Source organism: Listeria marthii (assembly GCF_014227425.1).
Lineage (GTDB): Bacteria > Bacillota > Bacilli > Lactobacillales > Listeriaceae > Listeria > Listeria marthii.
This window is the reverse complement of record NZ_JAASWB010000008.1, coordinates 57,410-83,468: the sequence shown is the minus strand read 5'-3', so window position 1 is coordinate 83,468 and position 26,059 is coordinate 57,410. Positions and strand designations below refer to the sequence as shown.

General features: G+C 38.5%; 23 protein-coding genes and 1 other annotated feature. Of the genes, 21 read left to right on the top strand and 2 right to left on the bottom strand.

What is annotated here, in order from left to right; genetic code table 11:
• Nucleotides 1-26: 26 nt before the first annotated feature.
• On the bottom strand, nt 27-1,382 hold the full coding sequence (locus tag HCJ55_RS13330) for a sodium-dependent transporter (protein ID WP_185503379.1): 1,356 nt from the start codon (nt 1,380-1,382) through the stop codon (nt 27-29).
• Nucleotides 1,383-1,588: 206 nt separating this feature from the next.
• Between HCJ55_RS13330 and pcrB the strand changes: the two genes are divergently transcribed.
• From pcrB to HCJ55_RS13275, 11 genes are all read left to right on the top strand, one after another.
• Nucleotides 1,589-2,266: a heptaprenylglyceryl phosphate synthase gene (gene pcrB, locus HCJ55_RS13325; protein ID WP_185518585.1), complete on the top strand. Its 678-nt coding sequence runs from the start codon at nt 1,589-1,591 to the stop codon at nt 2,264-2,266.
• A gap of 64 nt (nt 2,267-2,330) precedes the next feature.
• A complete protein-coding gene (gene pcrA / locus HCJ55_RS13320; protein ID WP_185507030.1) occupies nt 2,331-4,526 on the top strand; it encodes a DNA helicase PcrA in 2,196 nt (731 codons plus the stop codon).
• A gap of 25 nt (nt 4,527-4,551) precedes the next feature.
• Entirely contained in the window at nt 4,552-6,567 is a 2,016-nt protein-coding gene (gene ligA, locus HCJ55_RS13315) for an NAD-dependent DNA ligase LigA (RefSeq protein WP_185518603.1), read from the top strand.
• The gene (locus tag HCJ55_RS13310) at nt 6,564-7,679 is read left to right on the top strand and encodes a CamS family sex pheromone protein (protein WP_008948104.1); all 1,116 of its coding nucleotides are present in this window, start codon (nt 6,564-6,566) and stop codon (nt 7,677-7,679) included. Before ligA ends, HCJ55_RS13310 begins: the two co-directional genes overlap by 4 nt.
• Nucleotides 7,680-7,803: 124 nt before the next feature.
• Entirely contained in the window at nt 7,804-8,097 is a 294-nt protein-coding gene (gene gatC / locus HCJ55_RS13305; protein ID WP_008948103.1) for an Asp-tRNA(Asn)/Glu-tRNA(Gln) amidotransferase subunit GatC, read from the top strand.
• A gap of 24 nt (nt 8,098-8,121) precedes the next feature.
• Nucleotides 8,122-9,573, top strand: a complete 1,452-nt coding sequence (gene gatA, locus HCJ55_RS13300; RefSeq protein WP_185503376.1) for an Asp-tRNA(Asn)/Glu-tRNA(Gln) amidotransferase subunit GatA — start codon at nt 8,122-8,124, stop codon at nt 9,571-9,573.
• Between the two features lie 11 nt (nt 9,574-9,584).
• Nucleotides 9,585-11,015 (top strand): Asp-tRNA(Asn)/Glu-tRNA(Gln) amidotransferase subunit GatB, encoded by a 1,431-nt coding sequence (gene gatB / locus HCJ55_RS13295; RefSeq protein ID WP_008948101.1) that lies wholly within the window; start codon nt 9,585-9,587, stop codon nt 11,013-11,015.
• A gap of 143 nt (nt 11,016-11,158) precedes the next feature.
• Nucleotides 11,159-12,091 (top strand): diacylglycerol kinase, encoded by a 933-nt coding sequence (locus tag HCJ55_RS13290; protein WP_185518583.1) that lies wholly within the window; start codon nt 11,159-11,161, stop codon nt 12,089-12,091.
• 148 nt (nt 12,092-12,239) lie between these two features.
• Nucleotides 12,240-12,995 carry a hypothetical protein gene (locus HCJ55_RS13285; RefSeq protein ID WP_185507020.1) on the top strand — a complete coding sequence of 252 codons (756 nt, stop codon included), beginning with the start codon at nt 12,240-12,242 and terminating at the stop codon, nt 12,993-12,995.
• Nucleotides 12,996-13,018: 23 nt separating this feature from the next.
• A complete protein-coding gene (rlmD, locus tag HCJ55_RS13280; RefSeq protein WP_185518581.1) occupies nt 13,019-14,380 on the top strand; it encodes a 23S rRNA (uracil(1939)-C(5))-methyltransferase RlmD in 1,362 nt (453 codons plus the stop codon).
• A 337-nt stretch (nt 14,381-14,717) separates the two neighbouring features.
• Nucleotides 14,718-15,272 (top strand): molybdate metabolism regulator, encoded by a 555-nt coding sequence (locus HCJ55_RS13275; protein WP_185503374.1) that lies wholly within the window; start codon nt 14,718-14,720, stop codon nt 15,270-15,272.
• Between the two features lie 31 nt (nt 15,273-15,303).
• On the opposite strand, the gene HCJ55_RS13270 is transcribed toward HCJ55_RS13275, so the two are convergent.
• Nucleotides 15,304-15,792: a shikimate kinase gene (locus HCJ55_RS13270; protein WP_311773400.1), complete on the bottom strand. Its 489-nt coding sequence runs from the start codon at nt 15,790-15,792 to the stop codon at nt 15,304-15,306.
• A gap of 208 nt (nt 15,793-16,000) precedes the next feature.
• Between HCJ55_RS13270 and HCJ55_RS13265 the strand changes: the two genes are divergently transcribed.
• The 10 genes from HCJ55_RS13265 (at nt 16,001) to HCJ55_RS13220 (ending at nt 26,059) form a co-directional block, all read left to right on the top strand.
• On the top strand, nt 16,001-16,510 hold the full coding sequence (locus HCJ55_RS13265) for a hypothetical protein (protein WP_185504697.1): 510 nt from the start codon (nt 16,001-16,003) through the stop codon (nt 16,508-16,510).
• A gap of 133 nt (nt 16,511-16,643) precedes the next feature.
• Nucleotides 16,644-17,411, top strand: coding sequence for an ABC transporter ATP-binding protein VirB (gene virB, locus HCJ55_RS13260; RefSeq protein WP_008948093.1), 768 nt, complete (start codon nt 16,644-16,646; stop codon nt 17,409-17,411).
• Complete coding sequence (locus HCJ55_RS13255) at nt 17,401-19,380, top strand: ABC transporter permease (RefSeq protein ID WP_185518579.1); 1,980 nt, start codon at nt 17,401-17,403, stop codon at nt 19,378-19,380. Before virB ends, HCJ55_RS13255 begins: the two co-directional genes overlap by 11 nt.
• A 61-nt stretch (nt 19,381-19,441) precedes the next feature.
• Nucleotides 19,442-20,119, top strand: a complete 678-nt coding sequence (gene virR / locus HCJ55_RS13250) for a two-component system response regulator VirR (RefSeq protein ID WP_008948091.1) — start codon at nt 19,442-19,444, stop codon at nt 20,117-20,119.
• A 70-nt stretch (nt 20,120-20,189) separates the two neighbouring features.
• The gene (locus HCJ55_RS13245) at nt 20,190-21,065 is read left to right on the top strand and encodes an SDR family oxidoreductase (RefSeq protein WP_185518577.1); all 876 of its coding nucleotides are present in this window, start codon (nt 20,190-20,192) and stop codon (nt 21,063-21,065) included.
• Nucleotides 21,066-21,086: 21 nt separating this feature from the next.
• A complete protein-coding gene (locus tag HCJ55_RS13240) occupies nt 21,087-21,545 on the top strand; it encodes a hypothetical protein (protein ID WP_008948089.1) in 459 nt (152 codons plus the stop codon).
• Nucleotides 21,546-21,561: 16 nt separating this feature from the next.
• Nucleotides 21,562-23,304, top strand: coding sequence for an adenine deaminase (gene ade, locus HCJ55_RS13235; protein ID WP_185504696.1), 1,743 nt, complete (start codon nt 21,562-21,564; stop codon nt 23,302-23,304).
• Nucleotides 23,305-23,325: 21 nt separating this feature from the next.
• Nucleotides 23,326-24,366, top strand: a complete 1,041-nt coding sequence (locus tag HCJ55_RS13230; RefSeq protein ID WP_185481454.1) for a sensor histidine kinase — start codon at nt 23,326-23,328, stop codon at nt 24,364-24,366.
• 95 nt (nt 24,367-24,461) lie between these two features.
• Nucleotides 24,462-24,702: a binding site (T-box leader), on the top strand.
• A 57-nt stretch (nt 24,703-24,759) separates the two neighbouring features.
• Nucleotides 24,760-25,401: an amino acid ABC transporter permease gene (locus HCJ55_RS13225; RefSeq protein ID WP_185503369.1), complete on the top strand. Its 642-nt coding sequence runs from the start codon at nt 24,760-24,762 to the stop codon at nt 25,399-25,401.
• 10 nt (nt 25,402-25,411) lie between these two features.
• Nucleotides 25,412-26,059 (top strand): amino acid ABC transporter ATP-binding protein, encoded by a 648-nt coding sequence (locus HCJ55_RS13220; protein ID WP_185518575.1) that lies wholly within the window; start codon nt 25,412-25,414, stop codon nt 26,057-26,059.

The window sequence follows — 26,059 nt, the reverse complement described above, 5'->3', positions numbered from 1 at the left end:
TGAAATTTAGCGGATTGCTTTTTTCGTTAAAAGAGGAACTTGATTAAACCAGTTGCTGAAAGAAAGACAAAAATAATCGCGATTGGCGCAATATATTTAATAAGAAAGAGCCAAATAATAAATGCCTTTTTGCCAAAATGGCTGCTCGCTGTAAATTCTTTTAACAATAATTCACGTGGTAGCCGGTAACCAACAAAAATGGCGATAAACAAAGCACCAACTGGTAAAATAATATTCGATACAAGAAAGTCTGCGGCATCAAAAATGCTTAATCCGAAAATCTGAACATCGCTCCAAACGCCGAAACTTAGCGCACTCGGAATCGCTAGGATAACAATGACAAGCCCCATCCAAAAACTCGCTTTTTTACGACTCATACCCGCATTCATCAGCGGCGCAACAGTCGCTTCTAGCATCGAGAAACTAGATGTTAATGCAGCGAATAAAAACAAAATCAAGAAAATAATAAAGAATAATATCCCAAATGGTAACTGATTAAAAATCGATGGTAAAATAACAAACAGCAACCCAGGTCCCGCATCCGGCGTAATATGAAACGAAAACGCAGCTGGGAAAATTGCTAAGCCAGCAAGAAGTGAAACAAACACATTCATAAGCGAAACGGAAATCGCGGACTGCGGTAAACTAACCGAACGATTCAAATAAGAACTATACGTCACCATCACTGAAATCCCAACACTAAGTGAGAAAAACGCCTGACCAAGCGTAATCAGAACTGTTTGAGCAGTAAAATGACTAAAATCTGGTCGTAAGAAAAATGTGACGCCTTCCATCGCACCAGGAAGCGTCAAGGACCTGATGATTAAAACAATAAATAAAATAAATAGGGCTGGCATCATAAACTTGCTCATTTTTTCTATCCCACTAACAACCCCACGACTAATAACTAGGACGTTCAGCAAAATAAAGAAAATCGTCGCGCCCACTGATATCCATGGATTAGCAGTCGTCACTTGGAAATCATGAAGCAAACTCGCTTGATTTTCCCCAGCAATTCCACCAACAAGCGTTTTTATTAAATAAGTGATAATCCAACCACCAACTACGCTGTAAAATGAAAACAAAATACTCGCGCCAACTACGCCTAATTTTCCAAGTAAATTCCATTTTGTTCCGGGAGCGAGTGTTTTATATGATTGAACCGCATCGCCGCCAGAACCTCGACCAATTACAAATTCTGCAATTAAAAGTGGCATCACAACAACAAGTGTTAAAATTAAAAACAATAAGAAAAATGCGCCACCTCCCGCAGTTGCAGCCACATAAGGCAGTTTCCAAATCGCACCAATTCCTATTGCGGACCCAGCGGATGCTAAAATAAATCCGATTTTTGAGCCCCATTCTTCTCTGTTTTCTTGCATAATATCCCCATTTCCTTTTTTCTCTGTAAGTACTCAGAAGTTAACATAAAATCAAATTTTCCCCATCATACCATAAAATAAAAGCTATCCCAACAACAACTGCTAAAAAAAGCTTAAAAAAAGTTAAAAATTTTGGTCGTAAGGGTGCGATGAAATGTAACTAATGCTATAATAAGATATCCCATTATAGAGACTTGGAGGAGCAAATGAAGCATTTATTCAAGTTAGACCCAGCAAAGAATTTACCGACGAATGACCTCACGAAGCTCATCCATTCTGGAACCGATGGATTTATCATTGGTGGGACAGATAATGTGCAAATCGAAGCAGTCCAAAACCTGTATGAATTATTAGCAGAAACGGACTTACCGATTTTTCTCGAAGTAAGTGATGAAGTCATGATTTTACCTGAAGCAGAACATTTTTTAATTCCTGTTGTGTTAAATACGGAAAATAGTCAGTGGACACACGGCTTACACAAGGAGCTAATCAAAGAAGTAGGCGATTTTATTCCTTGGAAGAGAGTCACATCAGAAGGTTATGTTATTTTAAATAAAGACGCCAAAGTGGCCCATTTAACGGAAGCTAAGACGGATTTAACCGATGAAGATATTGTTGCATATGCGCGTTTAGCAGAGAATATATTTCGTCTGCCGATTTTTTATGTTGAATATAGCGGCATGTACGGGGATCCGGAAGTCGCAAGGAAAGTAAGTGCAGTCTTAGGCGATACAAAATTTTGGTATGGCGGCGGAATTCGTTCCAAAGAACAAGCAGCTGAAATGGCGAAATACGCGGATACGATTATTGTCGGCAACATTATTTATGAAGATTTAGAAAAAGCACTCGAAACCGCCAGTATTTTTACAAAGAAAACGGTTTGATTATAAAGTGTAGTATGATAAAATAAGAACAAATGTTTGTATGGTGGTGTATAGGAGAATGCAATTGAATGCAAAAGAATTAGTTGACGGATTAAATCCAGAACAACGTAGAGCAGTAGAAAGTACAGAAGGACCTTTATTAATTATGGCTGGCGCCGGGAGTGGGAAAACACGTGTTTTAACGCACCGGATAGCTTATTTAGTGCGAGAACGTGGCGTGAATCCTTATAATATTTTAGCGATTACGTTTACGAACAAAGCAGCTCGTGAAATGAAGTCACGGATTGGCAATTTAATGGGCGGAGAAGCGGAATCTATCTGGATTTCCACATTCCACTCGATGTGCGTAAGGATTTTACGTCGTGATATTGACCGGATTGGTTATGAACGTAATTTCACCATTTTAGATGGCGGCGATCAATTATCGGTTATTAAAGGCATTCTTAAAGAAAAAAATGTCGATCCGAAGAAGTTTGAGCCACGAGGTATTTTGGCTTCGATTAGTAATGCCAAGAACGAACTTATTTCTGCGAGTGAATACATCAAAGAAGCAAGTGGTTTCTATGACAAAATGGTCGGCGAAGTCTATGAAAAATATGAAAAGAAACTCAAAAAGAACCAAGCGCTCGATTTTGACGATTTAATCATGGTGACGATTCAATTATTTGAACGTGTACCAGATGTTTTAGAATATTATCAGCGCAAGTTTCAGTACATTCACGTGGATGAGTACCAAGATACCAACCACGCGCAATATTTACTTGTAAAACAACTTGCCTCTCGATTTAAAAATTTATGTGTCGTAGGTGACTCGGATCAATCTATTTATGGTTGGCGCGGGGCGGACATTAGTAATATTATGTCCTTCGAAAAAGATTACCCAAATGCCAAAACGATTTTACTGGAAGAGAATTACCGTTCGACCAAACGTATTTTAGAAGCGGCGAACCGTGTTATCGAAAACAATGGTAATCGTAAACCAAAAAATCTTTGGACTAGCAATGCAGAAGGTAAAAAGATTTTTTACCATAAAGCACTTACGGAAAAAGAAGAAGCGGCTTACGTTGTTATGAAAATTCAAGAAGAAGTAAATAATTCTAGTCGTCCACTTTCTGACTTTGCGATTCTTTATAGAACTAACGCCCAGTCTCGTGTAATGGAAGAATATTTCATGAAGTCGAATATGGCTTACACGATGGTCGGCGGCACGAAGTTCTATGACAGAAAAGAAATTAAAGACATTTTAGCGTATTTACGTTTGATTAGTAATAACGAAGATGATATTAGTTTGACACGTATCATTAACGTACCAAAACGCGGCGTTGGACCAGGCACATTAGACAAGTTAAATAATGTTGCCACAACGTATGATTTGAGCTTATTTGAAGTGCTTAACCGTATCGAATTAGCGGGCATTTCCCCTAAAATAAGCAAGGATTTAGTTGCGTTTCATGATTTGGTTCGTGGTTTCACGCAAATGCAAGATTTCTTATCTGTAACGGAACTCGTAGAAGAAATCCTTGAAAAAACAGGCTACCGTGCGATGTTGAAAAATGAGCGTACCATCGAAGCGCAAACACGTCTAGAAAATATCGATGAGTTTTTATCCGTAACGCAAAACTTTGAAAAGGAAAACGACGATAAAACGTTGATTGCCTTTTTAACAGACTTAGCACTTGTTGCGGACGTAGATAAACTAGAAGAAGATAATGAAGAACAAAACGGGGCTGTCACACTGATGACACTTCACTCTGCCAAAGGACTAGAATTTCCGGTTGTCTTTTTAGTTGGGATGGAAGAAGGGATTTTCCCACATTCCAGAGCGATTTATGAAGAGGACGAAATGGAAGAGGAACGCCGTCTTGCCTATGTTGGCATCACGAGAGCGGAAGAAGAACTTTTCCTAACGAGCGCATATTCACGGATGCTTTACGGTCGCCCGTCATCCAACCAAGAATCTCGTTTTATCGGAGAAATCCCACGCGACTTACTAGAATTAGGAAACGAAAATAAAATAAAAGCAGACAAACCTTATGCCAGACCACGGATGCCGCAAAAAGCAACTACTGCATATAAATCCTCAGGAGCAGAAACGCTTGGCTGGACAGTTGGCGATAAAGCGAGTCATAAAAAATGGGGCGTAGGAACAGTCGTAAGCGTCAAAGGTGAAGGTAGCGGAATGGAACTTGATATTGCATTCCCAAGCCCAACTGGCGTCAAACGATTGCTCGCAGAATTTGCGCCAATTGAAAAAGTATAAATTTGGAAAAAGCAGGTGAAGAATGATGGCTGATAAAAAACGGTATGAAGAACTAATCAACATACTTGATCAATACAGCTATGATTATTATGTAATTGATAATCCAACAGTAGAAGATGCCGAATACGATCAAAAGATGCAAGAATTACTTAAAATAGAAGAAGCGCATCCCGAATGGGTTACACCTGAGTCTCCGTCGAAACGAGTAGGTGGAGAAGTTTTAGATGGCTTTACTAAAGTAGCACATGACACGCCGATGTTAAGTCTTGGCAATGCTTTTAACCGAGAAGATTTGGCTGATTTTGACCGCCGAATTCGCGATAAAGTTGGCGATGATATTGCTTATATGTGCGAACTGAAAATTGACGGACTAGCAGTATCCCTTCAATACGAAAAAGGTAAATACAAACAAGGGGCTACCCGTGGTGACGGAACTATTGGCGAAGACATTACGGCTAACTTGCGTACGATTCGCTCCATCCCAATGAAACTTCACAAAGATTATTCCATTGAAGTTCGCGGTGAAGCTTTCATGCCAAAACGTTCTTTCCAAAAATTAAATGAAATCCGCGAAGAAGAAGGCCAGATGCTATTTGCGAATCCGCGAAATGCAGCGGCTGGGTCACTTCGCCAATTAGATACAAAAATCGCCGCATCAAGAAACCTCGATATCTTCCTTTATGCCGTAGCTGATTTTGGCGAAATGGGCGTTACCACCCATAGTGAAGGCCTAGATATGCTTGAAACACTAGGGCTTAAAGTCAATAAAGAGCGCCGACTTTGTAACAATTTAGAAGAAGTTTATGCTTATATTGAAGAGTGGACAGAGAAACGAGCTGGCTTAGCATACGATATCGATGGCATTGTTTTAAAATTAAATGATTTAGAACAACAACGCCAAATGGGAACCACTGTTAAATCGCCACGTTGGTCGATTGCGTATAAATTCCCAGCCGAAGAAGTACCAACCAAGCTACTCGATATCGAATTAAACGTCGGCAGAACTGGCGTAATAACTCCCACCGCTGTGTTAGAACCGGTCAGAGTTGCTGGAACTACCGTGAGCCGAGCATCTCTTCATAACGAAGACCTAATCACAGAAAAAGATATCCGGATTGGCGACACCGTTTTAATCAAAAAAGCGGGTGATATCATTCCAGAAGTTATTAAAAGTATCACCGAGGAACGGAGCGGCGATGAAGTGCCTTTCCATATGCCTAAAACCTGTCCAACGTGTGATAGCGAACTAGTTCGTTTAGAACAAGAAGTGGCGCTTAGATGTATTAATCCTAAGTGTCCAGCTCAAATTAAAGAAGGCCTGATTCACTTTGTTTCCCGAAATGCGATGAACATTGATGGCCTTGGTGAAAAAGTGATTATCCAGCTATTTTCCCAGCATTTAATCAAAGATGTAGCAGATTTGTTTTTCCTTTCGAAGGAGAAACTGTTAGAATTAGAAAGAATGGGTGAGAAATCAGTAACTAATTTACTAGCATCCATCGAAGCAAGTAAACAAAATTCGCTTGAAAAATTGCTATTTGGTTTAGGAATTCGCCATGTTGGTGCCAAAGCAGCCAAATCGCTTGCGGTTCATTTCGACACAATGGATGAACTTAAAATAGCAGATAAAGAAACACTGACAAGTATTAACGACATTGGTGAAAAAATGGCCGATAGTATTGTGACCTATTTTGCGAATGAAGAAGTACATGATTTATTAGAAGAACTAAAAAGGGCTGGCGTCAATATGACCTATACAGGGCCAAAACTAGAAGATATGTCCGAGGAAGAACTTGTTTTCGCAGGAAAAACCGTTGTCTTAACTGGGAAACTAGAGAAGTTAACGCGTAATGATGCAAAAGCATTAATCGAATCCCTCGGAGGAAATGTTTCTGGAAGCGTCAGTAAGAAAACGGATGTTGTTGTAGCTGGCAGTGATGCTGGTTCTAAACTAGCCAAAGCTGAAGAACTAGCAATTCCTATTTGGTCCGAAGAAGACTTAATAGAGTACTTACCAGACGAAGGTGGATTAAACGAATGAAAAAACTCATAATTGCAGCGCTCGGTTTAACGCTTGTTCTCTCTGGCTGTGCCCCCAAACTCGACTCAAACGATAAAGTGGTACAAAAAGACGATACAAAAGCAGAAACCGGCATCATGACAAAAAACCAAATCTCATCCAATTACTACAAAACAGTACTACCATACAAAGCAAGTAAATCCCGTGGACTTGTCGTATCGAATATTTATTCAAGATACGATATCAACGAATTAGAATCTGGTTTAATGCGTGTTTCTCAAAATAAATACTCGCCAGATAATTATCTTTTCCAAGAAGGACAATACTTGGATAAAGAAACGTTACAAAAATGGTTAGATAGAAAAAGCGAGAAAAATCCCAACGGTTTAAATCCAGAGAGTAATGGTGACGGAAAAGACCGCAATCCGATTTATCTTGCACACATTTTAGAACAAGATTATTTAAAACAAACAGATAAAGACACGGTAGCACTTGGTGGAATTTCGATTGCGCTTGCGATGAATTCCGTTGATTACTACCAAAAAGAACAATACGGAGACACTTATGAACAAGCGATTAGCGATAGCGACCTTTTAGCACAAGGAAAAGAAATGTCTGTTACAGTCTTAAACCGCATTCGCCAAACAAAAGGATTAGAAAATGTTCCTGTAACGATAGCTATTTACAAACAAGGCGCGCGTGATGCTGTCGCTCCAGGTAATTTCATTGCTTATGCAACAGCAAATGGCGATAGTCTTTCGAGCTGGAAAGATGTAGAGGAAAAAAACTATGTGTTACCATCTGCTGAATCTGCCAAAGATCACAAAACAGATAATGATAACTTCCTTAATTTCAAAAAATCGATTGAAGATTATTATCCAAACTTCACAGGTGTAGTTGGACGTGCTCGTTACGAAGATGGCCAATTGGCAGCATTAAGTATTGATATTCCACTACAATTTTACGGCGAAGCAGAAATCATTGGCTTCACGCAGTACGTAACAGATTTAGTAGGTCAGCATCTTTCGAAAACAGCTGATTTACAAGTCAATATCTCGACTTCGGATGGTCCGGCTGCTTTAATTACAAGAAAAGCAAATGAAGATGCAGCAACCGCCCACATTTACGATTAATAAAAAACAATGCGAATTGTTCTTTCCTGTTGTATAATTATGCAGGAGAGGACAGTTCTTCCCATTTTTAACAGGCGGGAAGTACTACCGCGTAGAAAGTACCACTAAAAAGGAGGATGGCATTTTGTCAAATATATCAAAAGAAACCGTAGAAAAAGTAGCAAATCTTGCCAAATTAGAAGTATCAGAAACAGAAGCAACAGCTTTTGCTGGTCAACTTGGTAAAATTATTGAGCTAGTAGAGCAATTAAATACTTTAGATACAACGAATGTAGAACCTACCAGCCATGCAATTGAAGTATCCAATGTATTACGAGAAGATGTGGCAACAAAAGGGCTTGACCGTAGAGAAGTACTAAAAAATGCGCCAGATGAGCAAGACGGCATGTTCAAAGTACCAACAATTATGGAACAATAAAAGTAGCTAAGGAGGGAAATTATTTTGGGTTTATTTGATTTTTCAGTAAAAGAACTACACGATAAATTAGTAAAAAAAGAAATTACACCTTTTGATTTAGTATCAGAATCATTCAACCGAATTGAATCCGTAGAGGACAAAGTGGGCTCCTTTATTACTTTAAATAAAGAAGCAGCATTTGGTGTAGCGGAAGAGCTTGGAGATGCTGGCATAGATCCTAACAATATGCTTGCAGGACTTCCAATCGGGATTAAAGATAATATCGTCACAAAAAGCTTGCGCACAACAGCAGCAAGTAAAATTTTAGAAAACTTCGATCCAATTTACGATGCAACAGTTGTTTCTAAATTGAAAAGTGCGCAAACAATCAATATCGGAAAATTAAACATGGATGAATTCGCGATGGGTTCCTCTACAGAAACATCGTATTTCCACAAAACATTTAACCCATGGGATTTATCTAGAGTTCCTGGTGGTTCTTCAGGTGGTAGTGCATCCGCAGTTGCAGCCGGAGAAGTATTGTTCTCACTTGGTAGTGACACTGGTGGATCGATTCGACAGCCAGCAGCTTTTTGTGGGGTAGTCGGAATGAAACCTACATATGGCCGCGTATCTCGTTTTGGTTTAATTGCCTTTGCGTCTTCTTTAGACCAAATCGGCCCAATTACTAAAAATGTAGAAGATAACGCGTATTTACTAGAAGCAATTTCTGGTCTAGATGCAAACGATTCTACGTCCATTAACCAACCAGTAGAACGTTTCTCAGATAGTTTAACTGGCGACATCAAAGGCTTACGCATCGGTGTTCCAAAAGAATATCTTGCTGAAGGCGTTGACCCTGGTGTTAAACAAGCTGTATTAGATGCCCTTAAAACTCTAGAAAAACTTGGCGCTACTTGGGATGAAGTTTCCTTACCTCATTCTGAATATGGTGTGGCAAGTTACTATATTTTAGCATCTAGTGAAGCATCTTCTAACCTTTCTCGCTTTGACGGCGTTCGTTACGGATACCGTTCTCCAAACGCGACTACTTTAGAAGAACTTTATACTAAAACACGTTCTGAAGGATTTGGCGATGAAGTAAAACGTCGTATTATGCTTGGAACATATGCGTTAAGCTCTGGTTATTACGATGCATACTACAAAAAAGCGCAACAAGCACGTACATTAATTAAACAAGATTTCGTTAACGTATTTGAAAACTACGATGTAATTATCGGACCAAGTTCTCCGACAACAGCTTTCAAAATTGACGGTATGATCAATGATCCAATTACAATGTATTCCAATGATATTTTAACTGTTCCGATTAACTTAGCCGGCGTACCAGCTATTTCTGTTCCTTGTGGATTCTCAGATGGCTTACCAGTAGGCTTACAAATTATCGGTAACTACTTTGAAGAATCATTATTATACAAAGTAGCACATGCATTTGAACAAGAAACAACATTCCATAAAGAAAAACCAAACTTATAGGAGGCGTAGCAATGAATTTTGAAACAGTTATTGGACTTGAGGTTCACGTAGAGTTAAAAACCAATTCAAAAATATTTTCTTCTGCGCCAGCTCATTTTGGAGCAGAACCAAATACAAATACAACCGTGGTAGACTTAGGTATGCCAGGTGTTTTACCAGTTTTAAATAAACGTGCTGTAGAATTCGGTATGAAAGCAGCGATGGCAATCAACTGTGAAATTGCGGAACATACAAAATTCGACCGCAAAAACTATTTCTATCCAGATAATCCCAAAGCATACCAAATTTCCCAATTCGATAAACCAATCGGCGAACATGGCTGGATTGAAATCGAAGTTGGCGGTAAAAAGAAAAAAATCGGTATCACTCGTCTTCATTTAGAAGAAGATGCTGGTAAAAACACGCATACATCGCATGGTTATTCCTTAGTGGATATTAACCGTCAAGGAACACCGCTAATCGAAATCGTTTCCGAACCAGACATTCGCTCTGCAGAAGAAGCTTATGCCTACTTGGAAAAATTAAAATCAATCATCCAATACACCGGCGTATCAGATGTGAAAATGGAAGAAGGTTCAATGCGTTGTGATGCCAACATTTCTATTCGTCCAGTCGGCCGTGAAGAATTTGGCGTAAAAACAGAACTTAAAAACCTAAACTCATTCAACAACGTGCGTAAAGGTATTGAATACGAAGAAAAACGCCAAGCAGAAGTGCTTCTTTCTGGCGGCATTATCGAACAAGAAACACGTCGTTTTGAAGAAGCAACTGGAAAAACTTCCTTGATGCGTATCAAAGAAGGATCCGACGACTATCGTTATTTCCCAGAGCCAGATTTAGTAGATTTATTTATTGATGATGCTTGGAAAGAACGCATTCGTGCGGAAATCCCTGAACTTCCAGACAAACGCCAAATCCGTTATATTAACGATCTCGGCTTACCAGCATACGATGCGATGGTTCTCACGCTAACAAAAGAAATGTCTGATTTCTTTGAAGCAACTCTTGCAGCTGGAGCGGATGCTAAACAAGCGTCTAACTGGCTAATGGGTGAAGTTTCCGCATACTTAAATGCAGAACAAAAAGAACTTCACGAAACAGGCCTAACACCTGAAAATCTAGCTGGTATGATTAAATTAATCGAAGCCGGCACAATTTCCTCTAAAATCGCCAAAAAAGTTTTCCGTGAATTAGCGCAAAATGGTGGCGACGCAGAGCAAGTTGTTAAAGACAAAGGACTTGTTCAAATTTCTGATGAAGGAGCTTTACGCACAATCATTGGTGAAATTTTAGATAACAATGAACAATCCATTGTCGACTTTAAAAATGGTAAAGATCGTGCAGTTGGATTCTTAATTGGTCAAGTAATGAAAGCAACAAAAGGCCAAGCAAATCCACCAATGGCGAACAAACTATTATTAGAAGAAATGAACAAACGCTAAAAAAACAAGCAGTGGGGTATTTCGCCTCACTGCTTGTATTTATTAGGAATTTATGGCGAAATTTGCTATAATATTACTATCATGTGTCAAAACGCGCTTTTCTTTTGAACAACGCTGTTTGAGTGAAGGAGAGGACGAACATAATGCAAAAACACGCTCGAGTTATTTATAATCCCACATCTGGAAGAGAAATCATTAAGAAAAACCTTGCAGATGTCCTTTCGATATTAGAGGAAGCGGGCTATGTAACGTCTGCACACGCAACTACTGCAGAACCAGATGACGCCAAACGCGCAGCCGAAGAAGCTGTAAGAGATCGATTTGATTTAGTCGTAGCAGCTGGTGGAGATGGAACCATTAATGAAGTCATTAACGGGATTGCAGAAAAAGAATATCGCCCCAAAGTAGGGATTATACCAACCGGGACAACCAATGATTTTGCAAGAGCCTTACATGTTCCTAGAGACGTGATAAAAGCAACGAAGATTATAGCAGCTGGTCAAAGTGTAGCAATGGATATAGGTAAAGCAAATGAAACTTATTTTATTAATATTGGTGGTGGCGGTCGGCTGACAGAACTAACTTACGACGTTCCTAGCCGATTAAAAACAATGCTTGGACAACTTGCTTATTATTTAAAAGGAATCGAAATGCTACCGTCCTTAAAAGCAACCAAAGTAAAAGTAGAATATGATCAAGGCATTTTTGAAGGCGAAGTAATGTTTTTCCTATTAGGATTAACGAATTCTATCGGCGGCTTTGAAAAAATTGCTCCAGATGCTAAGCTAGATGATGGTAAATTTTCGCTTATTATCGTAAAAAAAGTCAACTTAGCAGAATTTATCCGCTTAGTCACATTAGCACTTAGAGGCGATCATATTAAAGAACCAAATGTGATTTATGTGAAATCTGAAAAAGTAATTGTTCATTCAGAAGATAAAATGTTGATTAATCTTGACGGCGAGCTTGGCGGAGAAACTCCGATGGCATTCCACAATTTAAAACAACATATCGAGTTTTTCGCAAGTGTGGATGATATCCCTGCAACCGATTTATTCATAAAAGAAAATAGCTAAAAACTGCCCAACTTGGTAGTTTTTTTCTTTTAGCCTAAACGTCCTAATTGCAACATAGTAAAAAGGATGTAATTTTTGTTAGTTATTTGTCTTATTTGCGCAAAACAAGTATAATAAGTAGTCTGACAAGAAATGAGGTGAATGCGATATGACAAGTGAACATTTATTTAAAAAATTCACGATGATAATAATCGTTCTTATCATTGCTATCGCAGCGGCTGTTTTTTTCTTTTGGCAGGTTGATGCAGAAGAACAAGCTCCAAAAGTAAGTAAAACAGAGCTAATTGAAAGTAATAAAGTATGGATAAATAATCAAATGCAAATTCCGATACAAGACAATATAATTCTATCTATCCCTGCAGCAAACACACAAACAACGATTGCCGCAAATGGAGATTTAATACTAGCAACGACAAACGAAGAAATTTTGCAAGAACTAGCGGCTTCTAATGACCGGTATAAAGATATTAAAGCATATCGCCTTCGTATTGAAGCAAAGAAAGTTTCCGAGTATATCACAAACACAAAATACCGTTACCCAACCACAACTATTCAGAAAAAATTTGCGAACTACGAAATTACAAGTGGTGAACGATCTGTCCAAACAGACAAAACACCTCTAAAAATAGAAGAAACTGACGATAACGAAATAAAAACCACACTAAAAACTAGTTTTTCAAGTGATGATGCAGAAGTGGCAGCGGGTATTTTTAATAGCAGTATACCAGATAAAGTGACCATTACAGATAATACAAAAGAACTTACTACAAATAAAAATGTGACAATCTATCCAAAATCATTTGTGTATGATTTTACCTTACAGAAAAATACGATGCTGGTTTTTAAAGAGCAGGAAGAAGCTGTGATTCAAGAACCAATCGGCATCGAATACATTATTAAGTAAAGCAAAGAGAGGGGCAAGGGACTTTGGAAGCATCCCTTTTAAAGAAGAACCAATCCATTGAACTAACGATTGAAGATTTAACGCATGATGGCAGTGGGGTTGGCAAAATCGACGGTTATCCACTTTTCATTCCAAACACGCTACCTGGCGAAAAAGTAACAGCCAAAATTATTAAACTAAACAAAAATTACGGTTTTGCTCGAATGGAAAATATCGAAACGGTTAGCCCTAATCGTGTGGAGCCACCGTGCGAGGTTTATTCGAAATGTGGCGGTTGTAGTTTACAGCATTTAAGCTACGAAGGGCAACTTGAATTCAAACGAAATCAAGTAGAAGAAACCATGAAACGAATTGGTAAACTAAACGTAGAAGTACCAGCTGCACTTGGCATGGAAAATCCATGGCGTTACCGCAACAAATCACAAGTACCAGTCGGTTTCGTGAATGGTAAACTAACAGCCGGCTTTTACCAAAAAAGAAGCCATGAGATTATTGATATGTCTACCTGTTTGATTCACAATGAGCAAGGCGATTTTGCTGTCCAAAAAGCACGAGAAATCCTTGCTAAATATGGCACAGAGCCCTATGATGAAAAAACCGGAAAAGGCGATATCCGCCATATTATGACGCGTTTTGCGCATACTACAGGGCAGTTAATGCTCGTATTTGTCACAACAAAAGAACGTTTACCTTTTAAAGATGAAATTGTGCGCGATTTGACAGAACAACTTGAATTAACATCAATCGTTCAAAATATTAATCCACATAAAACGAATGTTATTTTTGGCGATCGCACGAAAACGCTTTGGGGGAAAGATATTATTGAAGACACGATTCACGGTATTCGCTTTGCCATTTCGGCTCGTTCGTTTTACCAAGTGAATCCACTGCAAACCGAGGTCTTGTATCAACAAGCAATCGATGCGGCTGAGTTAACTGGGGAAGAAACTGTAATTGACGCGTACTGCGGCATTGGCTCCATTTCCCTTTGTCTTGCAAAAAAAGCCAAGCACGTCTATGGGGTTGAAATTGTAGACCAAGCCATTCAAGATGCCCGTGCTAATGCAGAACTAAACGAACTCACAAATACAACGTTTGAAACTGGGAAAGCAGAAGAGGTCATTCCAGCGTGGTATAAAGCTGGAATCGTGGCAGATGTTTTAGTGGTTGATCCACCGAGAAAAGGCTGCGATGAGAAACTACTTGAAACAATTCTAGCAATGAAGCCGAAGAAAGTCGTGTACGTTTCTTGTAATCCAGGGACATTAGCTCGCGATATGAAAATATTGACAGATGGTGGCTACGTGGCGAAGAAAGTCCAACCAGTGGATATGTTCCCAATGACAACACACATTGAAGCAGTCACTGTTTTAGATTTAAATTAAAGTATACAAAAACCGCCATAATGGGATAAATGGCGGTTTTTGTTTTCGAGTGTGTGTGGTTGACTAATAAATTAACAGACGAGATTAATAAAAATCAAGTCCAGTTTTTATTTAACCACGAAACAAAAAAATGGTCAAAGGTGGAAAATTTAACTTTTAGTCTCTATTTAGGTTGTTTTTTAACTATTTTATCCCAATTAGGTTAATTAAAATACAAAAACGACGAAAAAGCAGCATGAAATTGTTGTAAAATTGTCATATTTTTTTCTCCTTTCAAATGAGGCCAGAATTTGGTAAGATGAATGTATGAAGTTTCACATGAATGGAGGAAATGAGAATGGCGATTACGATGTATATTGACAACCCTAATGCCGCATTAAACAGCGAAACAACGCATCCGCATTTCAACGAGCACTTTAAAGCCAGTTTTTATTTGGATGAACAAGATACTTACGGTCCATTTGGCTATGACGATGGCCTCGATGTGTTGCGTCGTTTAGAAGAATATTTTAGTGATAAAAGTGACCAAGGACTTAATTTAGCTGCTTTTCCAAAATACATGATGGAAACAGTGAAGAAAGCGAATTATGTTCCAGCAAAAGACGACGGGGTAGAGCGTTTACAGCAATTATTAGCTGAGTTTGGCAGTGATGTTCGGACATCCGATAGAATTACGGTTTCGGCTGCTTTAGCACAAATCAAAATCACAGGCTACGTTTTACCGGCGCTCCGTGATGCGGCTCTAGAATCGCTCCATCGCGAAATCGAATTGAACAAAATCGAAGGCATCGATGCTGGTTATGCAGATAGTATGTTTTATGATTTATTAACATTTACAAAAGACTATACGTCTGTGTTGCCGGATATGTGGTGCAGACATTGTACCGAATAAAAAAACAGCGCTAATTAGTTAGCGCTGTTTTTTATTTATCTAACATAGCCAAAATCGCTGTAGCAACTTCTTGCTGATTGCGATTATCGGTGTTAACGATGAAATCTGCGGAGGCTTGGTAATGGGCAATCCTTGGTTCAAAAATAGCACGAATTTCTTCGGCTGATTTTTGTTGGACAAGTGGCCGTGTAGTGTCGCCTTTTAAGCGGTTCATAAATACTTCAGGATCTGTTTCTAAATAAACAACCGGATATGTATTTTTCAAAACTTCTCTATTTTCAGGATTGAGAACTATGCCACCGCCTGTTGCTATAACGGCTTTGGTATTAGCTAATTCTTTTAATTTTTCATGTTCTAGACGGCGGAATTCTTTTTCACCATATTTAGCAAAAATGTCCGATACACTCATTCCTTGTTCGCTCGTAATTACTTCGTCAATATCGATGTACGGTAAATTAGCTAAGTTTGCGAGTATATTTCCAACCGTTGTTTTTCCAGCTCCCATGAAGCCAATTAAGATAACTTGATCGATGATGTTCTCCTCCTTTATTTAATTATTACATTTTACTACTTAAAAGCATTAAAGAAATTATATCACAAATGCTAAAAAGGTCAACCGAAATTTATTATTTGGAGAGCTATTCTACAGAAAAAATTATGCCTCCTTTCCATTGTAGTATATTTCTAGTACAATAGAAATAATAGAGCTGTGAAACTGGAGGAAAATAATGATAGAAAATGAGCTAGAACAAGCAGAGAAAACAGAGAAAATCGAATTTGGTGTAAATCGTCGTTTGATTTTTTCCAGTTGTTTACTTTGGATAGCAGTAGGATTATTGCTTTACGTTGCTTTTAGTCATATCAAAGGTGTTAATGGTATAGAAGAAATGATTTTACTCGTGTTTATCGGGCTGTGCGTGTTACGTCCATTGCTTCGTTTAATTAATATTGCTCCAACAGTAGAATTAACAGATCGGGGAGTTGCTTACCGTGGTGATTTCAAAGCATGGAATGAAATAAAAGCAACCGAATTGAAAAAGCCTGCAATTATGCTTTTTTCGCAAGGTAGATTAAAAATTATGACATCAATTAATGGAAGAGCGGAAATAGCCTGGGATATCGTTGCCGCTGACGTTTCCATTAGTTTAGAAGAACTAGAAAAAATCATTCAATCAATGCGAGAAACTTATACAGATGACGAAACAATTGGTACGGAAATCTTCGTGGAAAAGAAATAAGAAGAAAAATCATTTGTCTGTTTTTATTTAAAATAGGGAGATGATTTTTTTGATAAATACAACTATAGCCCATAGTATCTTGGTTAAAAGTAAGGTAAAATAACCAAATAATGAACGTAACGGGAGGAATACAATGGAAACAGTGCTAAAGGCGCATAAAGTTAGAAAAGTATACGGCTCCAAAGGAAATTTGTTTTCTGCGCTTGGAAGTATTAGTTTAGAAATACAAAAAGGCTCATTTGTTGGCATCATGGGTCCTTCTGGTGCGGGGAAATCTACTTTATTAAATGTGTTGTCCTCTATAGATAAACCAACATCTGGAGAAATTGAGATTGGCGGGAAACTAATTTCTCAAATGAACGGGAAAGAGCTGGCGGTTTTTAGACGTGATCAGCTTGGTTTCATTTTTCAAGATTATAATTTGTTAGACACAATGACAGTAAAAGACAATATTGTTTTACCGCTGGCGCTTGCTCACGTAAAACAAGCAGAAATAGATGCACGTTTTGAAATTATTGCACGTCAGTTTGGAATTTTTGAGCTGCGGAATAAATATCCTACAGAAATATCTGGTGGGCAAAAGCAGCGAACGGCGGTTTGTCGCGCCATGATTACAGAACCAACGCTAATTTTTGCGGATGAGCCTACAGGAGCGCTTGATTCAAAAGCTGCGACAAACCTATTAGAAGGGCTTTCTCAAGCAAAAGATGTGCGCGATTCTACGATTATGATGGTGACGCACGATGCTTTTGCCGCTAGTTACTGCGAAAGAATTATGTTTATTAAAGACGGCGAAATTTTCACTGAAATCTACCGCGGCACAAGTTCGAGAAAGCAATTTTTCCAAAAGGTGTTAGATGTGTTGGCGCTTCTTGGAGGTGGCGAAAACGATGTTATTTAAAGTTGCGCTGACCAATATGCGAAAGAATTTTAATCAATATATTGTTTATTTTGTTTCGCTTATTGTCTGTGTATTAGTATTTTTTACGTTTGTTTCGTTATCGTATAATCCGCTCATTGAAACAGTATTTAAGCGCTGGGAGCTTTTCGGGCCGGCGATGTTTTCTTCTGCAAGTATTATGTTGATATTGTTTATTTTCTTTTTTATCTTTTATTCTAATAGTTTTTTCCTGAAAAGACGAAAACGGGAAATCGGACTTTATTCATTACTTGGTTTGCGGAAATCACAAGTTGTTTTAGTATTGTTTTTTGAAAATGCGATGCTTTATATGCTGGCGACTTTGTTTGGAGTTTTAATTGGTATTTTTTCCTCTAAATTATTTGCGATGATTTTATTTTGGATTGTCGGCTTAGCGATAGATGCGGAATTTATTATTTCGTTTAAAGCGATTCTTGACACGATGCTCGTCTTCTTTAGTATCATGCTCTTTACATCCATTTATGCGATTTTTATTGTATTGCGTTACAATTTAAGTCAGCTATTTAAAAATGATGAAAAAGAGGAGAAAGTGGCTAAGGGCTCTTTCTTGTTTATGTTAATCGGGCTAGCTTTAATTATCTTTGGTTATTACTTGGCGACGAGTAATATTGAAGAATCGCCAATTTGGCTAAAGTATGATTTTTTTGATTTGATTTTAGTGATTATTGGGGCAGTTATTTTAGGAACATGGCTGATGGTCAGGTTTGGTACGCCTTATTTAATCCGGAAATTATATAATAATAAGCATTTCTTTTATAAAGGGACGAATATTATCGGGGTAACTTCGCTGCGTTTTCGGTTGAAGAAAAATGCTGGAACGATTGCGATGATTGCGGTGTTGAGTGCGACGACGCTGACGATAATTGGCTCGATGAGTAGTTTTTATGTACGGACAATCAATGATATTTCAGCCGAGAATCCTTCTAGTTATCAGGTGCTTGATATTTCTGCTAAAGAAGAAGCGGAGATTATTCAAACAATCCATGATGACCAAGATCATAAGCTGAAAAGTTTGATGGAGGCGGAAATGGTTAGCGCCGTCCTTGAGTATAAAGATATTCCAAAATATAGAATGCGTATGGATAATATGATTCATACGGTTGTCTCTGAATCAGAGTATATTCGAATTGGCGAACGGCAGCAGGCTGACTTTGAACGGCCTAAAAAATTAGGATACGGAGATGCCATTTTGCTTGGGAAAAATACGTATTATGCCCGACCGGAAATTAAAGATAAATGGCTCACGCGTAAAATGGTCGTTCAGTCGAATGAGCCATCTGCTAAAAACATGCCGCCGATCAAAGTGATAGATTTTCGGGAGTATTCCATCTTTAATACAGGTATTTCTTATGAAACACTCGTTGTCTCCGATGACTATTATGATGAATTGGAGCGACTGTTTCAGCCGGAATCCGTAGAGATGTTTGATATTACGAACCCGAATCATAGTGAAAGTTTGGATAAAAAAGTGCAAACAATCGTGGATGGAAAACCATCGTTATTCTCAGAAAATGTTTCTTCGTATTATACGAATTATCATTTAATTTCCACATTGGTAGGGTCATTATTATTTATTGGTATTTTTATTGGTATTGTATTCTTTTTAGCAACAGGAAGTATAATTTACTTTAAACTCGTGACAGATGCTGTATCGGAAAAAGCCAAATTTGATATTTTATTTAAGTTAGGTGTAACAGAAAAAGAGGTACGAAAGATTATTTCCAAACAAGTGTGGCCGATTTTTGTTATTCCGTTATTTTTCGGAATCGCGCATTCCATGGCTGCATTATGGGGTATTTCGATTAATTTAATGGATAATATTAAATATCCCGTCTTAATTGGAACAGGCATTTATATTGTGTGTTATACCGCATATTATTTCTTATGCATTGATTCTTTTACCAAAATTGTGATGGGTAATAAAAAGTAATTGGCTTTTGCGGCTAATTCAGCTAAAATGAATAGAGAGTTCTGCTGAGGAGGTACTAGAAATGGTGAAGGTATATATCGTGGAAGATGATGAAGTAATTCGTGATACAATCCGGAAACATTTAAGTAAATGGGGATTTGAGATTGGCGTAGTAGAGGATTTTAACAATATTTTACAAGAGTTCTTATCTTTTGAACCCCAATTGGTTATTTTAGATGTCAATCTCCCTTTCTTTGATGGTTTTTATTGGTGTAATCAAATTCGCGAAGTATCGAATGTACCGATTATCTTTTTATCATCGCGTAATTCACGAATGGATCAAATTATGGGCATGAATATGGGCGCTGATTATTATATTGAGAAGCCAGTCGATCTTGATGTACTAATGGCACGGATTAACGCACTGTTAAGACGAACTTATTCTTATGCAGATTTAGAAGAAGCTAACGTAATGGAGCACAATAATGTCTTCCTTCACATCGATACGAATACTCTCACACATTTAGAAGATAAAATTGAGCTAACAAAAAATGAATTTTTAATTTTATATGAACTAATGAAACAAAAAGGTAGCATTGTAAGTCGTGACGAAATTATGCGCGCACTTTGGGAAGATGAAAGTTTTGTGGATGATAATACGCTAACAGTAAACGTCGTACGAATTCGTAAAAAACTAGCCGAAATTGGTTTAGGTGAATTTATCAAAACGAAAAAAGGCCAAGGTTATATGATTGAATGAGAAAGAAAACAGGAAGATAGCGCCAAAAAACGCGAACTTCCTGTTTTTCGTAAATTAAGGAGGAGTCAAAATGAAAGTTTTAGTATTTGGTGGCACCCGCTTTTTTGGAAAGAAATTAGTGGAAAGACTCATTTCGAACGGGCATGATGTGACTATTGGTACGCGAGGAAAAACAGAAGATAATTTTGGCGATTCTGTCAAACGGGTGGTTTTAAACCGGGAATCAAGAGATGATTTATTTCAGTTAGCAAAAGAAGAATGGGACGTTATTTACGATAATATTTGTTTCTCTCCAAAAGAAGCGCTCTATGCAGTAGATGCCTTCAAAGGAAAAGTAAAACGATACATATATACGTCATCGCTTTCGGTGTACAGTCAAAAAGGACGCGCATTAGTAGAAGATGACTTTAATCCAACGCATTATGAAATTGTTATTGGTGACAAGGAAGATTTTGATTACGGAGAAGGCAAACGACTTGCAGAAGCTGTTTTTTTCCAAAAGGCTTCATTTCCAGTCGTGGCAGTTCGTTTCCCGATAGTACTTGGACTTGATGATTATACGAAGCGGCTGCATTTTCATATCGACCATATTAAAAACCACGAAGAAATTGGGATTAGTAATGGCCAAGCCGAAATTGGCTTTATTACTTCCGATGAAGCCGCGCATTTTTTAGCGTGGGTTGGCGTAGAGTCGGATCTAACTGGACCAATCAATGCAGCTTCTGACGGCACGTATGCGTTAAATAGCTTCATCAAAATGCTTGAAGCTAAAACAGGCGAAGTTGCGCTAGTGGAATCAGTAACTGACGATGTGGATGATTCTCCATTTGGCCTCGAAAAAACCTATTACTTAGATAATACGAAAGCAAAAGAAGCTGGTTTCATTTTTACCGATTTAAAAGAATGGCTACCGACTTTAGTGACGGATATTTTAAAAGAAAATTAATTTTGGAGGAAAAAATACACTATGTTAAACTTTGAAGAAAAAAAGGCACTAATAGAAGCAATCGATGGTTTTGAACTACATGAAATTTCTATGGGGCGCATCAATGTGCACTATCCAGCGAGTAAACGAGACAAAAAAATTATCGTTAAACATCTTCACCCAAATGGCAATGCTTTTGTCTACGCACCATTTTTAGAAGTAGAGCCGCTCGACAAACAAGGCTATGTCAATGTAAAAGACTACTCTGAAAATGAAATTCGCGTTTTGCTACTTGAAGCAAAAGAATTTATGGACAGCGACGAGGATGGCTATAAAGAAGGATTAACAAAAGAATACAAAGACAATAGTGGCGAAAAACTATCGCTCGTATATGAAAATAAAATGTGGGTTATTTATACAGGAGACAATTTAGAAGCAGTTTTCCCGACCCTTGAAGGTGCAGAAGGTTACTTGCTTGATGAAGGTTTCTTTGAAGCTTAATTGACGGAGGCGAAATTTGGTGGAGAATTTAAAACAACTGCAAGAGCGTGTTGCAGTCAGTGATGGTCGCGCAAAAGCGGATTTAGTTATTACAAACGGACGAATTATAAATGTTTTTTCTGGAGAAATCATGGAAGGGGATATCGCGATTAAAAATGGCTATATCGCCGGCATTGGTGATTTTCCGGATTCTGAAAAAGTAATCGATGCAGCAGGGGCGTTTATTGCGCCTGGTTTTATCGATGCCCATGTTCACGTAGAAAGTGCGATGGTAACGCCAGCCGAGTTTGCCCGTGTGTTACTCCCGAATGGTGTTACAACCATCGTAACGGATCCCCATGAAATCGCCAATGTTGCTGGAGAAAAAGGGATTGAATTTATGCTAGAAGATGCCAAAGGGGCGCCGCTAGACATGTTTGTTATGCTTCCTTCCTCCGTTCCAGCGACAGAAGGCGAACATAATGGCGAAACACTACATGCCGAAAAACTCCACCCACTGTATCGACATGAAAAAGTAATCGGCCTTGCAGAAGTAATGGATTTTCCATCTGTAGCAAAAGGTAGTTCGGATATTTTAACCAAAATTATCGATGCTAAAAAAGAAGGCGGTCGAATCGATGGCCACGGAGCCGGGTTAACGAGCGCTGATTTGAATAATTATCTGGCAGTTGGGATTCGGACAGATCACGAGAGTACAACCGCGAAAGAAGCGACAGACCGCTTACGTGCTGGCATGTTTGTTATGTTGCGCGAAGGGACAGTCGGCCGCGATTTACTCCAAACGATTCCGGCCGTTTCCGAAAAAAATAGCCATCGTTTTTGCTTTTGCACAGACGATAAACTGATTAATGATTTAATTACAGAAGGCTCGATTAACTACAATATCAGGCTGGCAATCAATAACGGCATAGAACCAATTACAGCTATCCAAATGGCTACTATCAATGCCGCCAATTGTCATAATTTACCATACCTCGGCGCGATTGCCGCGGGATACCAAGCAGATATCGTTTTCCTAAAAGACTTAGAAACCGTAGAAATCAGCAAAGTCTTAAAAAACGGTGAAGTAGTCGTAGAGAATGGCGTGCGTAACGAAGCCGCTTTCCACAAGCAAGCAGAGGTACCATTTGTGTCGCCGCCCATTAATCATCATTTACGTTTACAAGATTTAGCGTTACCTTTAACAAAAGAAACCTGCTATGTAATCGGGATGCAACCAAACAGTTTATTTACAGAAAAACGTATCGAACAAGTCACTATTCAAAATGGGAAATTCGTCCCTAACGTGAAAAACGATTTACTCAAAATGGCTGTTGTAGAGCGTCATCATGATACTGGTTGTGTTGGCGTTGGTATTGTAAAAGGATTTGGTTTAACAGAAGGCGCGATTGCTACGACTGTTGCTCATGATTCCCACAATATTGTCGCTGTTGGTGTCAGTGATGAAGCCATGAAAGCGGCAATTGATCATATTACTCAAACGGGCGGCGGAATTGCGGTCGTTGATGGCGCTGGAAAAGTACTTCATGATTTGGCGCTTCCAATTGCAGGGCTTCTGAGCGATAAACCATACGAAGAAGTAGAAACGGACCTAGCTGGGCTATTAAAAGCCTTTAACCAAATTAGTAGCGCCAAAGGTTTTGATCCATTTTTAACCTTGTCGTTCTTAACTTTACCAGTTATTCCAGAATTAAAATTAACCGACCAAGGCTTGTTTGATTTTGCTACGTTTCAAATAATTCCAAATGAAGTAAACTAATTAGTAGCGAGGAGGTACGCCATGAACTGGTGGAGTTATATTAAAGATAAACGATTTTTCTTATTGTTCTTTTGCAGTATTATGTTTTTTGTAGGCGTATTAATTTCGATTGATCCTAATAGTAAATTAACACTCGGAAATTTCATTTACTTATATGTCTTTGTTTTAGTCTTCTTACTTTCATACCTCGTGCTCGGCTATTTCTTTAAATATAGTTATTGGCGCGAAATGAAGGAGCTGGTTAGCGGGGAGATTGAAGAAAATATCATTGAATTATTGCCAAAACCGCGGACTCGCGAACAAGCATTTTTTAATCAGCTGATGGCGAAAAAGCATAAAGAAGAATTACGAACAATTAGCAAGTTACAAGATAAACAGCAAGAATATCACGATTTTATTTTATACTGGGTACATGAAGTAAAAACCCCGGTTGTTGCTAGTAAAATGTTAATTAATAATCCAGATTTAAACGATACCGAAACGATTTTCAAACAAATCGATGAAGAATTAACGACGATTGATAAACTAGTTATGCAGGCACTTTATTTTTCAAGACTGGATACGTTCTCGAAAGACTATTTTATTCAAGAACAAAATCTCGGAGCAGTAGTGCGCGAATCGGTCAAACGTCATTCTAAACTTTTCATTGGTAAGAAAATGAAGTTAGATTTGCAAAATGTGGATATCGACGTGCGGACAGATAGTAAATGGCTTGGATTTATTTTGGATCAAATTTTGTCCAATGCACTGAAATACACAGAAAGCAGCGGCGAAGTAAAGATTTGGTGTGATACGGAAGAATCCGGAAAGAAAGTACTCCATATTAGGGACAATGGACGCGGGATTAAAGAAGAAGACTTACCTCGCGTATTTGAACAAGGTTTTACTGGTAACATTGGTCGTCAAGAGAAAAAAGCAACGGGGATGGGATTATACCTTGCTAAACAAATGTCGAAAAAATTAGGCCATGAAATTTGCATTCAATCTCAAAGTGGCGTAGGAACAGAAGTGAATATCTATTTTGAGCAAAAGGATGATTATTTACTGATTGCGAAAGATTAATAGAAAAGTGGTGTGCAATCGCGCGCCACTTTTTTTGTTTAATTAAAAACGGTTGACTCTGTCGCTTTATCGTGGTAGAGTATTAGCAAGGAGAAGTAAAAGCGTTGAGTAGAACAAGTAGAGCGTGATTCTTTAGAAGAGAGTCCTTGGTTGGTGCGAAAGGATAAAGATAGCGTCATCGAACACATCTCGGAGCTGGTTTGCTGAAGCATAAGTGAGTAGGTGAACTCGGGGTAAGCCCGTTATAGCTTGTTAGTCCTGAACTAACAGAGGCTGGTACTGCGAGGTATCGGTAAATTGAGGTGGAACCACGTGAATAGTATTCTCGTCCTCTTGGCCAATTTGTGCCAAGAGTGACGAGATTTTTTTATGCTAAAAAAGGAGCGAAGAAATATGGATTATATCATGGAAATTTTACCAGCATTACTCGACGGGGCGAAAACAACTTTACTCGTTTTTGCAGTTACGCTCGTTTGTTCGATTCCATTAGGGGCTGTCGTAGCGGTTGGGAATATTAGCAAAATAGCACCACTGAAATTTATTTTAAATATTTACATTTGGATTATGCGAGGAACGCCATTACTTTTACAATTAATTTTTATCTATTATGGTTTACCGATTATTGGCATAGTTTTTGACCGGATGGACGCGGTGTTTATTGCTTTTATTTTAAATTATGCTGCTTATTTTGCAGAGATTTTCCGCGGCGGCTTTCTATCTATCGAAAATGGACAATATGAAAGTGCGAAGGTGCTTGGGCTTACTTATGGACAAACACTTCGGAAAATTGTCTTACCACAAGTTGTTAAACGCGTCTTGCCAGCAATTGGTAATGAAGTCATCAACTTAGTGAAAGATTCGTCCTTAGTCTATATCCTCGGAATTGGCGATTTATTAAGAGCAGGGAAAATTGCCATGAGTCGAGACGTAACCTTAATCCCACTAGTCTTAGTGGCGGCAATCTACTTGGCGTTAACTGCCATCCTGACCATACTATTTAAACAACTCGAAAAACGTTTTAGTTATTATAAATGAGGTGAAGGAAATGTTGGAAATTAAAAATCTATCGAAAAAATTTGATCAAAAAACTATTTTAGATAATGTGAACATAACGCTTCAAGATGGCGAAATACTTTCTATCGTTGGGCCATCTGGTGGTGGGAAAACGACTTTACTTCGCTGTATTAGCGGACTAGAAAAAATGGACGCTGGCGAAATTCTCATTGATGGCGAGAAAATTGACCCAATGTCACGAAAAGATGTTGAAAATACGATTGGCGTTGTGTTCCAAGAATTCCACTTGTTTCCACATTTAAGTGTCTTAGATAATTTGATATTGGCACCAACGCTTGCTCGGAAAACAAAAAAAGATGAAGCCATCAAAGAAGCAACACGATTACTAGGGCTGCTTGATTTAGCTGATAAAGCGGATAGCATGCCGTTCCAATTATCAGGTGGACAAAAACAACGCGTAGCTATTGCTCGTGCGCTTGCGATGAACCCAAAAGTACTCCTGTTTGATGAACCAACATCGGCACTCGATCCTGACTTACGCGATCACGTTGCAGCGTTAATTTTAAGTTTGAAGAAGGTTGGTATTACGCAGATTATCGTGACGCATGATCACACTTTTGCAGAAAAAGTAGCGGATCAAATGATGGAAGTTGAACCACTAAAAAAGGAGGTAATTTAA

Coding starts and splice junctions, on each gene's coding strand:
- HCJ55_RS13330 (WP_185503379.1), bottom strand. CDS start 1,382: ATGCAAGAAAACAGAGAAGAATGGGGCTCAAAAATCGGATTTATTTTA.
- pcrB (WP_185518585.1), top strand. CDS start 1,589: ATGAAGCATTTATTCAAGTTAGACCCAGCAAAGAATTTACCGACGAAT.
- ligA (WP_185518603.1), top strand. CDS start 4,552: ATGGCTGATAAAAAACGGTATGAAGAACTAATCAACATACTTGATCAA.
- HCJ55_RS13310 (WP_008948104.1), top strand. CDS start 6,564: ATGAAAAAACTCATAATTGCAGCGCTCGGTTTAACGCTTGTTCTCTCT.
- gatB (WP_008948101.1), top strand. CDS start 9,585: ATGAATTTTGAAACAGTTATTGGACTTGAGGTTCACGTAGAGTTAAAA.
- HCJ55_RS13290 (WP_185518583.1), top strand. CDS start 11,159: ATGCAAAAACACGCTCGAGTTATTTATAATCCCACATCTGGAAGAGAA.
- HCJ55_RS13285 (WP_185507020.1), top strand. CDS start 12,240: ATGACAAGTGAACATTTATTTAAAAAATTCACGATGATAATAATCGTT.
- HCJ55_RS13275 (WP_185503374.1), top strand. CDS start 14,718: ATGGCGATTACGATGTATATTGACAACCCTAATGCCGCATTAAACAGC.
- HCJ55_RS13265 (WP_185504697.1), top strand. CDS start 16,001: ATGATAGAAAATGAGCTAGAACAAGCAGAGAAAACAGAGAAAATCGAA.
- virB (WP_008948093.1), top strand. CDS start 16,644: ATGGAAACAGTGCTAAAGGCGCATAAAGTTAGAAAAGTATACGGCTCC.
- HCJ55_RS13255 (WP_185518579.1), top strand. CDS start 17,401: ATGTTATTTAAAGTTGCGCTGACCAATATGCGAAAGAATTTTAATCAA.
- virR (WP_008948091.1), top strand. CDS start 19,442: ATGGTGAAGGTATATATCGTGGAAGATGATGAAGTAATTCGTGATACA.
- HCJ55_RS13245 (WP_185518577.1), top strand. CDS start 20,190: ATGAAAGTTTTAGTATTTGGTGGCACCCGCTTTTTTGGAAAGAAATTA.
- HCJ55_RS13240 (WP_008948089.1), top strand. CDS start 21,087: ATGTTAAACTTTGAAGAAAAAAAGGCACTAATAGAAGCAATCGATGGT.
- HCJ55_RS13230 (WP_185481454.1), top strand. CDS start 23,326: ATGAACTGGTGGAGTTATATTAAAGATAAACGATTTTTCTTATTGTTC.
- HCJ55_RS13225 (WP_185503369.1), top strand. CDS start 24,760: ATGGATTATATCATGGAAATTTTACCAGCATTACTCGACGGGGCGAAA.
- HCJ55_RS13220 (WP_185518575.1), top strand. CDS start 25,412: ATGTTGGAAATTAAAAATCTATCGAAAAAATTTGATCAAAAAACTATT.